Annotated in this window: 14 protein-coding genes; 5 read left to right on the top strand and 9 right to left on the bottom strand. The window is 63.6% G+C overall.

Features of this window, described 5'->3' with window-relative positions:
• Positions 1-79: 79 nt before the first annotated feature.
• Positions 80-1,552: an alanine/glycine:cation symporter family protein gene (locus AC1X6S_RS10710; RefSeq protein ID WP_483405901.1), complete on the top strand. Its 1,473-nt coding sequence runs from the start codon at positions 80-82 to the stop codon at positions 1,550-1,552.
• Between the two features lie 63 nt (positions 1,553-1,615).
• Here the strand turns inward: AC1X6S_RS10710 and AC1X6S_RS10705 are convergent, their stop codons facing one another.
• From AC1X6S_RS10705 to AC1X6S_RS10685, 5 genes are all read right to left on the bottom strand, one after another.
• A complete protein-coding gene (locus AC1X6S_RS10705; RefSeq protein ID WP_483405728.1) occupies positions 1,616-3,406 on the bottom strand; it encodes a proline--tRNA ligase in 1,791 nt (596 codons plus the stop codon).
• A 112-nt stretch (positions 3,407-3,518) separates the two neighbouring features.
• Positions 3,519-4,673, bottom strand: coding sequence for a flavodoxin-dependent (E)-4-hydroxy-3-methylbut-2-enyl-diphosphate synthase (gene ispG, locus AC1X6S_RS10700; RefSeq protein WP_483405727.1), 1,155 nt, complete (start codon positions 4,671-4,673; stop codon positions 3,519-3,521).
• A 72-nt stretch (positions 4,674-4,745) separates the two neighbouring features.
• Positions 4,746-5,381: a CoA transferase subunit B gene (locus AC1X6S_RS10695; RefSeq protein ID WP_483405726.1), complete on the bottom strand. Its 636-nt coding sequence runs from the start codon at positions 5,379-5,381 to the stop codon at positions 4,746-4,748.
• A 2-nt stretch (positions 5,382-5,383) separates the two neighbouring features.
• Complete coding sequence (locus AC1X6S_RS10690) at positions 5,384-6,163, bottom strand: CoA transferase subunit A (protein ID WP_483405725.1); 780 nt, start codon at positions 6,161-6,163, stop codon at positions 5,384-5,386.
• Positions 6,164-6,357: 194 nt separating this feature from the next.
• Complete coding sequence (locus tag AC1X6S_RS10685) at positions 6,358-6,783, bottom strand: VOC family protein (RefSeq protein ID WP_483405724.1); 426 nt, start codon at positions 6,781-6,783, stop codon at positions 6,358-6,360.
• 108 nt (positions 6,784-6,891) lie between these two features.
• Here AC1X6S_RS10685 and AC1X6S_RS10680 point away from each other — a divergent pair, with 108 nt between their 5' ends.
• The 3 genes from AC1X6S_RS10680 to AC1X6S_RS10670 all read left to right on the top strand — a co-directional run bounded on the left by AC1X6S_RS10680 (position 6,892) and on the right by AC1X6S_RS10670 (position 9,595).
• Positions 6,892-7,971 (top strand): helix-turn-helix transcriptional regulator, encoded by a 1,080-nt coding sequence (locus AC1X6S_RS10680; RefSeq protein WP_483405723.1) that lies wholly within the window; start codon positions 6,892-6,894, stop codon positions 7,969-7,971.
• Between the two features lie 248 nt (positions 7,972-8,219).
• A complete protein-coding gene (locus tag AC1X6S_RS10675) occupies positions 8,220-9,404 on the top strand; it encodes an acetyl-CoA C-acetyltransferase (protein WP_483405722.1) in 1,185 nt (394 codons plus the stop codon).
• On the top strand, positions 9,401-9,595 hold the full coding sequence (locus AC1X6S_RS10670; RefSeq protein WP_483405721.1) for a hypothetical protein: 195 nt from the start codon (positions 9,401-9,403) through the stop codon (positions 9,593-9,595). The genes AC1X6S_RS10675 and AC1X6S_RS10670 overlap by 4 nt, the downstream gene beginning before the upstream one ends.
• On the opposite strand, the gene AC1X6S_RS10665 is transcribed toward AC1X6S_RS10670, so the two are convergent.
• The 4 genes from AC1X6S_RS10665 to AC1X6S_RS10650 all read right to left on the bottom strand — a co-directional run bounded on the left by AC1X6S_RS10665 (position 9,592) and on the right by AC1X6S_RS10650 (position 15,260).
• On the bottom strand, positions 9,592-10,170 hold the full coding sequence (locus tag AC1X6S_RS10665; RefSeq protein ID WP_483405720.1) for a P-loop NTPase family protein: 579 nt from the start codon (positions 10,168-10,170) through the stop codon (positions 9,592-9,594). The genes AC1X6S_RS10670 and AC1X6S_RS10665 overlap by 4 nt on opposite strands.
• A gap of 129 nt (positions 10,171-10,299) precedes the next feature.
• Positions 10,300-12,390, bottom strand: a complete 2,091-nt coding sequence (locus AC1X6S_RS10660) for an HNH endonuclease signature motif containing protein (RefSeq protein WP_483405719.1) — start codon at positions 12,388-12,390, stop codon at positions 10,300-10,302.
• 97 nt (positions 12,391-12,487) lie between these two features.
• A complete protein-coding gene (locus AC1X6S_RS10655; protein WP_483405718.1) occupies positions 12,488-13,141 on the bottom strand; it encodes a hypothetical protein in 654 nt (217 codons plus the stop codon).
• A gap of 64 nt (positions 13,142-13,205) precedes the next feature.
• A complete protein-coding gene (locus tag AC1X6S_RS10650; RefSeq protein ID WP_483405717.1) occupies positions 13,206-15,260 on the bottom strand; it encodes a prolyl oligopeptidase family serine peptidase in 2,055 nt (684 codons plus the stop codon).
• Between the two features lie 71 nt (positions 15,261-15,331).
• On the opposite strand from AC1X6S_RS10650, the gene AC1X6S_RS10645 reads away from it, so the two are divergent.
• A complete protein-coding gene (locus AC1X6S_RS10645; RefSeq protein ID WP_483405716.1) occupies positions 15,332-15,799 on the top strand; it encodes an NUDIX hydrolase in 468 nt (155 codons plus the stop codon).
• The last annotated feature ends 23 nt before the right edge of the window (positions 15,800-15,822 follow it).

Raw genomic sequence — 15,822 nt, 5'->3', positions numbered from 1 at the left:
CGGCGAAGTGGCGCTGCCTGGCCTCCTCCACGACCGCTCCGTGAACGAAGGAGCGTCCGCTGGCGGTTAGGTTTGAATGATGGACGCACTCAATAATCTCGTGCTCGCAGCGGGAGACGGACTCTGGACCTGGGTGCTACTGCCCGTTGTTGGACTTCTCGGCCTGTACTTCACAGTGAGAACCGGCGTCGTCCAGTTCCGCATGATTCCGGAGATGTTCCGGACGCTCACCGACAAGACGCCGCTCGATTCGAGCGGCAAAGCGCAGTCGGTTTCCGCGTTCCAAGCCTTCACCATTTCGGCAGCATCCCGCGTCGGCGTCGGTAATATCGCCGGGGTCGGAACCGCGATCGCCATCGGCGGTCCCGGTGCGGTGTTCTGGATGTGGACCATGGCGTTCATCGGTGGCGCATCGAGCTTCGTCGAGTCAACACTCGGCCAGCTGTATAAGACCAAGGACAAAGACGGGTTCAGAGGCGGCCCCGCTTATTACATGGAACGCGGTCTCGGGGCCAGGTGGATGGGCATCCTCTTCGCTGTGATCCTCATCCTCTGCTTCCCGCTCGCGTTCAGCTCTCTGCAGGCGAACACCATCAGCGCGACAGTCATGAGCACGGTCGGAGTTGAGCTCACCTGGCTGCCGTGGGTTGTCGGCCTCGCCCTCGCCGTGCTCACCGGCCTCGTCGTCTTCGGCGGCGTGCGACGGATCGCTTCGGTCACGCAGGCCATCGTGCCTCTCATGGCGCTCCTGTACCTCGTCGTCGGCGTCATTATCGTCGGGCTGAACGTGACCGAGGTACCCCGGGTCTTCGGGGAGATCTTTGCCGGGGCCTTCGGCTTCCAGCAGGTCGCCGGTGGGGCGATCGGCACGATCATCCTCCAGGGCGTCAAGCGCGGGATGTTCTCGAACGAGGCAGGGCTCGGTTCTGCGCCGAACGCCGGTGCGTCAGCGGCGGTCACCCATCCGGTGAAGCAGGGCCTGGTGCAGACGCTCGGCGTCTACTTCGACACGTTCCTCATCTGCTCGATCACGGCGTTCATCGTCCTGGTCTCGACACCGGACCTCGCGAATGCTGAGCGCGGAATCGGCCTCACCTTCGACGCCGTCACGAGTCAGCTCGGGGCGTGGTCCGGCATCCTGCTCAGCGTGATCGTCTTCCTGCTCGCGTTCAGCTCGATCCTCGGAAACTACTACTACGGCGAATCGAACATCGAGTTCATCACGACGAAGCCCGTGTGGCTGACGGTCTACCGCGTTGCCGCCGTGGTCGCGGTACTCGCGGGCTCGGTGCTCACGGCTGACATCGTCTGGAACACCGCTGACGGCTTGATGGGCGTGATGGCACTCGTCAACCTCACGGCGATCGGATTGCTCGGTGGTGTGGCATTCAAGCTCCTCAAGGACTACTCAGACCAGAGGCGCGATGGCTTCGATCCGGTGTTCACCAAAGAGCGCCTGCCCGAGCTCAAGAACGTCGAGTGCTGGGAGGACCAGTTGAGCGTCACCGGCCCGATGCCGATCATCAAGCACGGCGCTCACCACGGCCGCTAACTCCCTGGCGCCATATAAAAACCCCGGTCGGAATCATCCGACCGGGGTTTTTGCATGCGAGCGTCAGACGCTCTGTGTGGCCTTGCTGCCGGCCTGGAGCGTTGCTGCTGCTTCACTGATCGGAACCGGAGTGCGCTCGTTCGTGCGGCGGTCCCACAGCTCGACGACGCCGTCGGCGACACCGCGACCGGCGATGACGATCTTCGGGATGCCGATCAGTTCGGCGTCACCGAATTTGACGCCGGGTGAGACCTTCGGGCGGTCATCAAAGAGCACATCGAACCCTGCAGCTTCGAGGTCGGCAACGACGCTCTCCGCCGCCTCGAAGACCGCTGCATCTCGGCCCGTAGCAACGACGTAGACATCGAAAGGAGCGACGGTCTCGGGCCAGATCAGGCCGTTCTCATCGTTGTTGAGCTCCGCGATGATCGCGAGGATTCGTGTGACACCGATGCCGTATGACCCCATCGTGACGGTGACGAGCTTGCCGTTTTCGTCCAGGACCTTGAGCCCGAGGGCTTCCGCATACTTACGGCCAAGCTGGAACACGTGGCCGATCTCCATGCCGCGTGCGAGCTCGACGGGTCCTGATCCGTCCGGTGCGGGGTCGCCGGCACGCACTTCAGCGACATCGGCGATTCCGTCAGCGGTGAAGTCGCGACCGGCGACGAGGCCGAAGACGTGCTTGCCGTCGACGTTCGCTCCGGTGATCCAGCTGGTGCCGTCCACGACGCGGGGGTCGAGCAGGTAACGGATGCCCGTCGCCGACTTCTCGCCGAGCACCGGGCCGTTCTCGCTCCACGGGCCGATGTAGCCCTTGACGAGTCCCGGGTGCTTGGCGAAGTCGGCCTCGGTCGCAGCCTCGATCTCAGCCGGAGCGAAGGCAACCTCGGCGCGCTTGAGGTCAACGTCGCGATCGCCGGGCAGGCCGACGATGACGAGCTCTCGGGTACCGTCGAGGTGGTTGAGCGCCAGGACGACATTCTTCAGCGTGTCCGCCGCCGTCCAGGCTGCACCGTCCTCGCGGGGGTGCTCGGCATTGGCGACATCGACGAGGGTCTGGATAGTCGGTGTGTTCGGGGTGTCGTGAACCTCTGCAGGCGCCTGTCCCTCGATCGCGATGGCTGGGGGTGCGAGCGTGGTCCACGCCTCGACATTGGCCGCGTAGCCGCCAGCTGAGCGCACGAACGTGTCTTCGCCCACGGGCGTTGGGTGCAGGAATTCTTCGCTGCGTGATCCGCCCATTGCACCGGCATCCGCCTGGACGATGACGTATTCGAGGCCGAGGCGGGTGAAGATGCGCTCGTAGGCGTCGCGCTGTGCCATGTAGCTCGCGTCGAGGCCGGCATCGGTGTAGTCGAAGGAGTACGCGTCCTTCATCGTGAACTCGCGGCCGCGCAGCAGGCCGGCGCGGGGACGTGCCTCGTCGCGGTACTTGTCCTGGATCTGGTAGATCGACAGGGGCAGGTCCTTATACGAGGAGTACAGGTCCTTGACGAGGAGAGTGAACACTTCCTCGTGGGTGGGAGCGAGCAGCAGGTCGCTTCCCTTGCGGTCCTTGAGCCGGAAGAGTCCGTCGCCGTACTCGTCCCAGCGGCCGGTGACCTCGTACGGTTCGCGCGGGAGAAGCGCCGGGAAGTGCACCTCGTGCGCACCAGCACGGGTCATCTCATCACGGATGATCTGTTCGATCTTGCCCTTGACCTTGAGGCCGAGAGGCAGCCACGCGAAAATACCCGGAGCCTGGCGCCGGATGTAGCCGGCCCGGACGAGCAGGCGGTGACTGATCACCTCGGCGTCTGAAGGGTCTTCGCGGAGGGTCTTGAGGAAATAGTTAGTTAGCCGAGTTACCACCCGTCCATGCTAGCCCTGCCCGACCCTCCGACCCTGCGCCTGCGCGAGCTGCGATGCCACTTACAGTGCCTGTGGCCGCGCTGGTGCGGGCCACGGGAGTGCGCCCGACCCGCTAGCTGACGCTGACCACCGGAGAACCGATGCTGGTGTCGCTCGCGGGCATTTCGGCTGCGATGCGGTTGGCCTCTTCGATGAGCGTTGCAACGATCTCGGACTCGGGAACGGTCTTGATGACCTCACCCTTGACGAAGATCTGGCCCTTGCCGTTGCCGGATGCGACACCGAGGTCGGCTTCGCGGGCTTCGCCTGGGCCGTTGACGACACAGCCCATGACGGCGACCCGGAGTGGAACCGTCATTCCCTCGAGACCATCGGTCACGTCGTTGGCGAGTTTGTAGACGTCGACCTGTGCGCGGCCGCAGCTCGGGCATGACACGATCTCAAGCTTGCGCTCACGCAGGTTGAGCGACTGCAGGATCTGCAGGCCGACCTTGATCTCCTCGGCGGGAGGAGCGCTGAGCGAGACCCGGATGGTGTCGCCGATGCCTTCTGAGAGCAGGATGCCGAACGCCGTTGCGCTCTTGATCGTGCCCTGGAATGACGGGCCGGCCTCGGTGACGCCGAGGTGAAGTGGCCAGTCACCCCGTTCGGCGAGCAGGCGGTATGCCTTGACCATGACGACCGGGTCGTTGTGCTTGACCGAGATCTTGAAGTCGTGGAAGTCGTGCTCTTCGAAGAGGCTGGCTTCCCAGACGGCGCTCTCGACGAGAGCCTCCGGAGTGGCCTTGCCATATTTCTGCAGCAGGCGGGGGTCGAGCGATCCGGCGTTCACGCCGATGCGGAGTGATACGTCTGCGGCCTTGGCGCGTCGGGCGATCTCACCGATCTGGTCGTCGAACTTGCGGATGTTGCCCGGGTTCACGCGGACGGCGGCGCACCCGGCGTCGATCGCTGCATAAACGTAGTTGGGCTGGAAGTGGATGTCGGCGATGACCGGGATCTGGCTCTTCTTCGCGATGATCGGAAGGGCTTCGGCATCGTCACGGCTCGGCACGGCGACACGGACGATGTCACAGCCGGATGCCGTCAGTTCGGCGATCTGCTGGAGCGTCGCGTTGATGTTCGTGGTTGGCGTCGTCGTCATGGACTGAACGCTGACCTGCGCGTCACCGCCGACGAGGACCTTGCCTACCTTGATCTGACGGGACTTGCGTCGCGGAGCGAGGATCTCGGGGACCTTGGGCATTCCCAAATTAACTGCTGGCACCGTGCCATCCTACGCCGCGCCCCTGAACACAAGCCGATGAATGATGGTCCGAAAGTTGGATTCCGTTCAGCTCTACAGTGCGATCCTGAGGGGCGGCTCTGTTGCCGCGATCACCTCGTCGACGCTGACGCCTGGTGCTGTCTCGACGAGAACGAGGCCGCTGGCGGTGACATCGATGACGGCGAGATCCGTGATGATTCTGTCGACGACGCCCCGGCCGGTGAGGGGCAGTGAGCACTCGTGGACGATCTTGGCGCTGCCGTCGCGGGCGACGTGTTCCATCAGAATGATGACCCGTTCGGCACCGTGAACCAGATCCATCGCTCCCCCTGGTCCCTTCACGACTTTGCCCGGGATCATCCAGTTCGCGAGGTCCCCTCGAGCGGAGACCTGCATCGCACCGAGGATTGCCGCGTCGATCTTGCCGCCGCGAATCATGGCGAAGCTCAGGGCCGAGTCAAAGAACGATGTGCCTGGGAGTGTCGTGACGGTCTCCTTGCCCGCGTTGATCAGGTCGGGATCGACAGCGTCTTCCGTCGGGTAAGGACCAACACCGAGGATTCCATTTTCCGATTGGAGCGTGACGGTGATCGAGTCCGGGACGTAGTTCGGGACGAGCGTTGGCAATCCGATTCCCAGGTTGACGTATGCACCGTCTTCAAGTTCGAGCGCGGCCCTGGCGGCCATTTCATTGCGGCTGAGAGCCATGGTCACGCACCTTCCGACTGGCGAACGGTGCGTCGTTCGATCCGTTTTTCGATGTCGGTGCCGACCTCAAGGACCCGGTGCACGAACACACCGGGCAGGTGGACGGCATCCGGATCGATGCCTCCCGGCTCGACCAGCTCTTCGACCTGCGCGATGCAGACCTTTCCGGCCATTGCGGCCAGAGGTGAGAAGTTGCGAGCGGACTTGTCGAAGACAAGATTGCCGTGGCGGTCTCCCCGTTTGGCGTGGACGAGGGCGAAATCGGTGGTGATGGCTTCCTCGAGAACGAAGGTCTTCTCTGTGCCGCGGACCGAGAACATCTGGACCGGTTTCGGTTCGGAGGCGATGGCCACTCCCCCGGTTCCGTCATATCGGCGCGGCAGGCCGCCCTCGGCGACCTGCGTTCCGACTCCGGTCTGCGTGTAGAAGGCGGCGATGCCCGCACCGCCGGCGCGGAGCTTTTCGGCAAGAGTTCCCTGAGGCGTCAGTTCGACCTCGAGCTCGCCGGAGAGGAATTGTCGTTCAAACTCCTTGTTCTCGCCGACGTATGACGAGGTCATCTTGCGGATGCGGCCGTTGGCGAGCAGGATGCCGAGTCCCCAGTCGTCGACGCCGCAGTTGTTGCTCACTATGGACAGTTCGTCGCTGCCGAGTTCGAGAAGGGCCTCGATGAGAATCATCGGGTTTCCGCAGAGTCCGAAGCCACCGACCGCTATCGATGATCCGCTGTCGATGTCGGAAATCGCCTCAGCTGCGCTCGACACTGTCTTGTCCATCGTCATCGTTGCACCTCCGTCGCTGCGGATGCCGCGCGTTCGCGGCACCCCCGTGTCGGCAGAGGCGGCCTGCGAGGAGACCGACGGTGGCCAACGATTTCCAACCTACCGCGCCCCTGCACGAGAACCAGCGCAGGACGACCCTTGCACGAAACCGGTGCGGGATGGGCGTGGAGACCAGGGCCTCCACGCCCGTGCCGTCACGCCGGTTCGTAGGCGACCGCGACGTCGAGAACCCACACGACGCCGAACCTGTCCTCGAGCATTCCGTAGGCGGGCGAGAAGAAGGACGGGGCCAGGTCCTCCACAACAGTGGATCCCTCAACGAGTTTCGACCAGAGTCCGGCGATCTCGTCGGCGGAGTCCCCGCGGACCGACACGAACATGGACTTGTCGCCCCGCTCGTATGACTGGCTTGCCGGCACGTCGTACGCCATGATCCGGAATCCGTTCTCGCTGACGACCTGGCCGAACTTGACCTGCTGTGCTTCGCTCGGCAGTTCGGTGCTGTGAGCGTCTTCATTGGTGATGATCAGAAGCTGACCGCCGAAGACCGACGAGTAGAACTCCAGGGCAGAGCGGGCGTCGCCGCGGAAGTTGAGGTGCGGGGTGGTGATGACAGACATTGTTGTGCTCCTTTGACGAGATGTTTCCGGGTTCGTGTGCCCGATAACTTCGAGTCTCTCGGCAGTAGAGGTCAGCCTTCGTCCTCTACTGGAATTAGCATCGGAAACATGACTTCACCAACGTCGCGGCTTCTGTTGCTGCTGTCTCTGCTGCAGGCCCGGCGGGACTGGCCCGGTCAGCTTCTCGCCGAGCGACTGGAGATCAGTCACCGCACGGTGAGACGTGACGTGGATCGCCTCCGTGAGATGGGGTACCGCATCAGGTCGACGAAGGGACCGGATGGCGGGTACCGCCTTGATGCCGGAACGGACCTGCCTCCCCTCCTGTTCGACGACGATCAGGTGATCGCGCTTGCCGTTGCGCTGCAGGCTGCGACCGTTGCCGGGGCCGGGGTCGAGGAAGCCGCGGTGAGAGCACTCACGACCGTGCGACAGGTGATGCCGTCGCGATTGCGTCACCGTCTTGATGCCGTGAGGTTCACCGCGATTCCCCGGGCGGCTGAAACGGTCTCCTCCGATGTGCTCATCGCGTTGTCAACGGCGATCCGGGCGCGGGAGGTGTTGCGGTTCGATTACGCCGGGTCACACGACCGTACCGGGAGCGCAGCCCAAGCTGAGGGTGGCCCTGAACTGGCTGACACTCAGCTGGCTGACACTGAGCAGGCTGGCACCATCACCACCGGCGCCACCGGCAACACCACCACCGTCGAGCCCCGGGCACCACATCGCGTTGAGCCACACCACCTCGTGACGTCCAACGCTCGCTGGTACCTCGTGGCATGGGACCTGGAGCACGAGGACTGGCGCATTTTCCGTGCGGATCGGATCGGTCCGCGAACGCCGACCGGTCCGCGGTTTGCTCCTCGCCGGATTCCGGGTGATGACGTCCACGAGTTTGTCTCAGCCCGGTTCAAGGGATCTGATCGGACGAACGCCTGGCCGTGCACAGGCACTGTCATCCTTTCGCTGCCTGCGAGCTCGGTCCGACCGTTTGCCGGCGATGGGACCGTCGAGGAGCTCGGGCCTGACCGCTGTCGTTTGGAGTCCGGATCGTGGTCGTGGGTCGCCCTCGCTGCCGCCCTCGGCCGATTCGATACCGATATCGAGGATGTGCACCCACCCGAGCTTGCCGACGCGTTCCGCCAGCTCGCGGTCAGGTACGCGTCGGCAGGGTCTGCCGCCGACTGAGTAACACTGCTGCCCCTATGCTGCTGAACCCCAGGCGCTGATCATGGTGCTGATCCCACGCTTGTGACCCCGCGCTGTTGACACCACTCTGCTGCCCCCACTGCTGACCCCGCTGGTCACCGCGAAAACGTGCCAAGCTGGAAAGAGCAAATCCGCCACGCACCAAGTACCAAGTGCCAGATACCAGGTGCCAGGTGCCAGGCACCAAGCACCAGGTGCCGAAGTCAACGACAAGGGAGTCAGTTTTCATGAGCCAGAACGATGTTGTCATCCTTGCGGGAGCCCGCACTCCGCAGGGACGACTGCTGGGCCAGCTGGCCGGCTTCAGTGCTGTCCAACTCGGAGCGATCGCGCTCAAGGCTGCACTCGAGCGGTCGGGGGTTGATGTTGCAGACATCGACGCGGTGATCTTCGGCCAGGTCCTTCAGGCCGGTGCAGGCCAGAATCCCGCCAGACAAACCTCGCGTGCGGCAGGAATCGGCTGGGAAGTGCCTGCCGTGACCGTGAATAAGGTGTGCCTGTCTGGAATTCAGGCGGTGATCGACGCGGCTCGAATGATTCGGCTTGGCGAAGCATCCGTCGTCGTCGCTGGCGGTCAGGAATCGATGACCAATGCGCCCCACGTGCTGCCCGCCTCGCGGAAGGGCTACAAATACGGCGATGTAACCTTGCTCGACACCGCAGCGTTCGACGGTCTGACCGATGCTTTCGACGGTGACTCGATGGGCATCTCGACCGAACGGCACAACGGGCCACTCGGTATCGATCGGGACGAGCAGGACCGGATTGCGGTCGGCTCACATACGCGGGCGGCGCGGGCGCAGGCGAGTGACGTGTTTGCCGACGAGATCACTCCAGTGGAGGTGCCGTCGCGGCGCGGTGAGCCGACGATCCTCACCCAGGACGAGGGTGTCAGGGGTGAATCGACGCTCGACTCTCTGGGAGCGTTGCGTCCGGCGTTCGACAAGGACGGCACGATTACCGCCGGCAATTCATCGCCACTCAGTGATGGTGCATGTGCGCTCGTGCTCGCCAGTCGTTCGTACGCTGAGGAGCACGGGCTGAGCTGGCTGGCCGTGGTCGGGTCCTCAGGGTCGGTTGCCGGGCCGGATAACTCGTTGCATTCACAACCGTCACGGGCGATAGCGGATGCCCTCGGCAAGGCGAGCTGGACGGCATCCGATCTTGATGTGATCGAGATCAATGAAGCGTTTGCGGCCGTCAGCGTTCAGTCGATGCGTGACCTCGGTATTGATGACGAGAAGGTCAACATCCACGGCGGAGCTATCGCCCTCGGGCACCCGATCGGCGCTTCCGGGGCGCGGCTTGTATTGCATGCGGCGCTCGAGCTGTCGCGGCGAGGTTCGGGCAAAGCAGTGGCTGCGTTGTGTGGGGGTGGCGGCCAGGGCGACGCGCTTCTCCTGTCGCTGTGAGCACCGAGACGCCCGGGCGGCTCAAGATGCTCGGGCTCTCATCGGTGACACTCGCCGTCGTCGGTTCTCTTGCCGGTTGGACGGCGATGCGTTCCCTTGCAGATGGTGGCGTGTACGTCACCGTGAATGTCCTACTGTTGACGGCCGGCGCCGTTGCCCTGTATTTCGGCTTCAGACGGGCTGGTCGTTAGGCGTCGCTCGCACTGAGTGACATCGCCAGTGGGCCATCGAGCCAGGCGTCGACCTCTCGCTGTGTTCGGAGATGAACCACTGTCAGGTTCGGGTTCTCTGCCTCGAGCGGAGGGATCGCAACTCGATACTTGTTGCGTGTTCGGACGCCCCATCGAATGATGTATTCGGGGTCGGTGAAGAACGTGAGGAAAGGTGGCTCGATGTTGCCGTTCCATAGTTCTTGCCGGGTTCGGCGGCGATGCACAGTGCGCCGCACAAGCCGTGGAAGTGTGACCCGCACGAACGGCAGATCGAGCCAGACGAGCACGTCGGCGTTCGCTGCGAGGAGAGGGCGGGCAGAGTGGTACAGCCACTCCGTCACCCAGGTCTCGGCTGCGACAAAGGCTCGGACGTCGTCGAGAAAGTTCGGTTGCGGCACCCATTCCGGTCCGTGGAAGAGCGCGTCGATCTCCACGTGGGTGCTGCCGATGACCTCCGCGATCTGCTTCGCCAGGGTGGTTTTGCCTACTCCCGACACTCCGGCAACGAGCACCTTCCGGGGCAGACGAGGGAGCGGGTCACGGTGAGTGAACACCTGTCGATTCTAGGTTTCGATGAGCGTCGCGGGGCAGAATCCCGGTGAATGAGTGTCGTGAATCAGTATCCGGGTCCGGATCCTGATGAGCCTCATGAATCAAGAACCCGGGCTGGATGACGTTGTGAATCAGAACGGTGGGCCGTCGTCGTCACGCGGTTCGCCTTCTCGTTGAGCGTCGCTTTCATTGGCCTCACCCTCTTTCCCTCTTTCCTTTCTCTCCTTCTCACGTTTTTCTCTCTGGGCGTCGAGGAGTCGGGTATAGACGTTGTTCTGCCGGGCGTCTTCCTCCTCTGCCTCGGTTGTGTGAGCTTCGGTTGTGGCAGCTTCGGTTGCGTCGTCCGACTCAGCCCCCGCGGCGGGATTTGGTGGTGCGGGTTTTGGTGGTGCCGCTTTCGCCGGTGGGATCGGATGTGGGATCGGGTTGCGGACGGGGTTCTCGGGGTGGGTGAGGTATTCGCGTCCGTGGGGTGAGGTCCATTTCAGTATCCCGTCACCGAGTTGCTCGACGTTCCACCCGGTTTCGTGTTTCAGTTTGTGGTGTTTGGGGCAGAGGCTGGCGAGGTTGTCGAAGTCGGTGTTTCCGCCGGTGTCGTATGGGTCGGTGTGGTCGATATCGCTGGACACCGCTTTGCGGGTGCAGCCGGGGAACCGGCAGTACCCGTCGCGGTAGCGAAGAAACCGTCGCATCGCTTTCGATGGGGTGTATTTCGTGTGGCCGAGGGACAGGGCGACTCCGGTTTCCGGGTGGGTCAGGATTCGACTGAACTCCGGTGCCTGGGACGCGAGTTCCCGTGCGGTGTCCGGGTCGATGGGCCCGTATCCGTCGAGGTTGCCCGGTTCGACACTTTTACCGAGGAGGGTGAGTACCGGGACGGTGACCATCACCGTTGGCACGATCTTCCGGAACGCGGTCGCCGGGTCACGTCCGGGTCCCGGGGCGATGACAGCACCCTCTTCTTCTCCGGATGGAGGCGCAGTGGCAGGTGCGGGATGCGGGTCGGTGTAGGGATTGCGGGTGCCGAGGCCGGTGCCGAAGACCCGGGTGCCGGTGGGGTCGGGCAGGGTGAACTCACCGGTGAACGCCTCCATCATCGCCGCGAACACCACATCGGCATCCAACTGGGACAGGGTGCGTGGTTCGACCGGTGATTGCAGTTTCATCGACTGCGCACGGATGGTGTCGAAGATCGTTTCGGCGGCCGGTGCGGTGGTGAACAGGTTCAGCCAGGCCATCCCGTCCGGTGCCGGGATCAGTTCTACCCGCCGATCGGTTACCGACTTCCGACACCGGGCGACCGCGGACTCCGGCTGTAACCGTTCCCGCAGCATCCTCGTCTTCTGCCGAAACCGGGCCACCGGCATCGTCTTCGCAAACGGCAACGCCTTCTCCTCAAGTTCCGCAACAGCGTCATCGGTCAGGGTGTCGGTCTGATCGACCAGCACCTGGGCGTGGCGGTAACTGATCTCCCCTTCCCGCAACGCTGCCAGGGTGACCGGTAGCCGGTGTAACAAGGCCCGACTCTCGTCGACCAGTGCTGTGGCGGTGCGTTCGGCGACCCGTAGCGTGCAGGCCAGTTCCGCGATGAACGACCGCAATGCCAGATCCTGACGCTCGACCGCACTCCGCGACCGGGCCGTGACCAGCACGCCCTCCTCCGCAGTGACGGCAAGCGTCCTTGCGCGGTCGATGAACTCGGCCTTCCACGCCGCCTGACGGGCCTCCAGCTTCTCCACCTGCGCCACCGCATCCACCAGAGCGGTGCAGGTATCCGCGATTTTCGCGTACACCGTCGGCTCAGGCTCAGGCTCAGCAGCGTCAGCATCAGCATCAGCATCAGCATCAGCATCAGCATCAGCATCAGCATCGTTCGCACCGGCTGCGACGTCAGGATTGGCAGTCGCGCCCTCAGACGGTGTGAACAGCCCGTCAGGCCGCGGCACCGGTGACTCGGCTGATGGTGAGGCGGCATCCGCACTCGACTCGGCAGCGATAGTGGCCTGGCCGCTGGAGTCGGCCTCCTCGCCCACGTTGGCCCCGGCCTCGCGCGCCGCCACTCCATCAGATGTACCCGGATCGCGAGGCTCAGTTTCGGGTGCGCCATCCGAGCTCAGCAACTCGGCTGCACCGGACGCCGCCACGACGGCATCCGTGTGGCTACCGGGTGGATCGTGATTCTCGTCGTCCGGAGGATCGACGGCTCTGTCGTTGTTTTCCATACCACAAGTCAACACCAGACCACTGACGTTACTTCGATAAATATCTACGTTGTGGATAAGTTAAATCGTAGTTTTGTTCGATTGCGACAAGAGGATGCTAGCTGACCATTACCGTCACCGGATCAGTCTCCGTCGGCCCTCCACACTGCTCGGAGCCCCCAACCCTCTTCCAGTCGAGGTCGACACTGCTGCTCTCCCCGGCGACCGAACCGTCCAGGCGATACGCCGTAACCGTAACCTTGTCGGGACGCCCGGCCATCACGGTGATGACCCACACGTTTTCGCTTTCAGAACGCGCCAGATACGGCGGAATTTCAACCGGTGTCGCACTGGGCGTTGCGCCTGGCGTCAACCCTGGCGTCAACCCTGGCGCTGGCTCCGGAACCACATCACCGGGTTCAACCTCGACCGGCCTCGACTCGAGCGCGTCGTCCCTTGACTCGAGCACATCCTCCTCCGGCTGGATCTCGACCGGAGTTGGTCCACCGCTCAGCTGGTCAGGTTCCATGAGGGTAAGGGGCTCGTCCTCCCCAACGAGAACCTCAGCCTCCACCGCAGAACAGACTCCCGCCTCATCACAGAGACGCACCTCGTCAACAGACCCGGCATCCCCGACCAGCAGCACGCGCACCTGGCTGACGTATCCGACCGGGTGGCACACTCCGCCCCAACCGCCGATCCAGCCGCAACCAGTAACCGCGACGCAGAGCGCTGACGCCAGAACGACCAACCCGATTCGATGTGTGCGCACAGACCGACCGTCCCACATCGGACCCCGCCGCCACATCACACAGGTTCAAGGAGTTGTCGATCCGTTACCCTTCCAGTCCAAGCCGCTCCGCCAGGAACCGGTACGACAGCGCAGACATGTGTGCCGATTGAGCGTTCGTCGCCGCTCCCCCGTGCCCGCCCTCGATGTTCTCGAAATACGTGACGTCCTTGCCCGCATCGAGCATCCGCGCCGCGAGCTTTCGAGCGTGACCGGGATGCACCCGATCATCGCGCGTCGACGTCGTCACCAACACCGGCGGATACTCCCGACTGGGATCGAACAGGTGATACGGCGAGAAGGTACGGATGAACTTCCACTCGTCAGGGTCGTCCGGATCGCCGTACTCCGCCATCCAGGATGCGCCGGCCAGCAGGTGCGAATACCGTTTCATGTCGAGCAACGGCACCTGAATCACCAGTGCGCCGAAAAGTTCCGGATACTGCGTCAGCATGTTGCCGACCAGAAGACCACCATTCGACCCGCCCTGCGCACCGAGATGGGCAGCGGATGTCACACCACGCGAAATGAGGTCGCGAGCGACAGCGGCAAAGTCCTCGAATGCCCTGTGCCGGTTCTCCTTGAGCGCCGCCTGGTGCCAGCGCGGACCGTACTCTCCACCACCGCGGATGTTCGCGACAACATAAACACCGCCCTTCTCGAGCCAGGCCAGCCCGAGCGCCCCGGAATAGCCGGGCGTGAGCGACACCTCAAATCCCCCGTAGCCGTACAGCAGAGTCGGAGCCGTTCCATCGAACGCGAGATCCTCACGCCGCACGACAAAGTACGGAACCCGGGTCCCGTCATCCGACCGGGCAAAGTGCTGATCGATCCGCAACCCGCTCGCGTCAAAGAACGTGGGCTGGGCCTTGAGCTCGACCGGATCGGTATCCGCCTGCCCGACCTTGACGATCGACAACGTGGTCGGGGTGAGGTAATCGGTCGTCACCAGCCAGACCAGATCGCTTTCCTCACTGTCGACGGCAGCGACCTGGACGGAACCGAATTCGGGTGCGCCGGAAAACTCGCTCCGCTTCCACGTCTCATCCGCCCTCGTCAGCACATGGATTCGACTCTTCACATCGTCGAGAACCGAGATGACCAGGTGGTTGAGCGTCCAGGTCGCACTCGCGAGCGACGTCGACGGCGTCGGCTCGAAAACAAGCTCGACCGATCGGTCCCCGCCCACAAACGCATCGAAATCGGCGGAGAGCAACGAACCGGCCGCGAACGTGCTGCCGTTGAGCTCCCAATCATCCCGCAACTCGATGATCAGCCACCGCCGCGAAAAGCCGATTTCAGCGGATGCCGGAACGTCGATTTTCGTCATCGTCCCGTTCACGTCGACGTAGATTTCCGACGTGTAGAACGTGGTTCCGCGATAGACGAAGTCACGGATGTAGCCGGGCGTGTGGCTCCGGAAGGCACCGACAGACACATCGGTGAACTCCCCCTCGAAAATGACCTCAGCGGACTCGATGGGTGTCCCACGACGCCACCTCCTCGCAATCCGGGGATACCCGGAGGTGGTGACCGAGTCCGGGCCCAGGTCCGAGCAGAGGTAGACGGTGTCGTCGTCGATCCAGCCGAGGCTGCCCTTCGCCTCCGGCCGGAAGAAACCGCCGTCGTCCGGCTCGACGAACGAGAACGTGTCGAGGTCGAACTCGCGCGTCACATCGGCATCCGCACCCCCGTGCGACAGGTCGATGAGAGCCTTGCGGTAGCCGGGTCGAAGCACCGAAGCACCATGCCACACCCAGTCTTCGTTCTCGGCCGCGTTGAGCGCATCGAGGTCGAGGACCGTCTGCCACGCAGGAGCTGACGTCCGGTACTCCTCGAGCGTCGTTCGCCGCCACAGTCCCCGCTCATGCTCAGCGTCCCGCCAGTAGTTGTAGTACCAGTCCCCGATCTTCTGCACCATCGGAATCTTTGCGTCCGAGTCCAGTACGGAGAGCACCGCAGCCTCCACCCGCGCGAACTCAGGTGTGGCCGCGAGCGTGGATTCGGCCACGGCATTCCTGGCCCGCACCCAGTCCAGCGCTTCGGCACCATCGATATCCTCAAGCCAGCGGTACGGGTCGGAGTCTTCGGCGAAGGTCATGCCCCTCAGCCTAGGTGGCCCACGCGTCGCCCCATGAGAGTGTTGCTCGCGACGTCGAATAGAGTTTTGGCATGCCGACTCCCGATTTCGTCCTTGCTCTTCGCGAAAAGATCGGCACAGCCCCGCTGTGGCTGTCCGGGGTGACAGCTGTGGTCTTCAGAGAGAACGAGATTCTCCTCGTCCGCCGTAGCGACAACGGAGCGTGGACGCCCGTGACCGGCATCATCGACCCGGGCGAGCAACCGGCGACAGCTGCAATTCGCGAGGTCAAGGAAGAAGCGGATGTCACGGCATCCGTCGAGCGCCTCGTCCAGGTCGGGGTGACAGAGCCGGTTGTCTACCCGAACGGCGACAGGAGCCAGTACCTCGATCTCGTCTTCCGCCTGCGATTCGAGTCGGGCACACCGTTTCCCGCCGACGGCGAGAACAGCGAAGCCGCATGGTTCCCCATCGATGCCCTTCCCCCGATGTCCGCCGACATGACCGAGCGGATCCGTGCAGCTGTCGACAACCGGCCAGAGGCTGAGTTCTCGCTCTAATCCTGAGTCCGCGGGGGCTACCG

This window comes from Mycetocola sp. Y442 (assembly GCF_056898615.1).
This window is presented reverse-complemented; position numbering and strand designations above follow the sequence as displayed.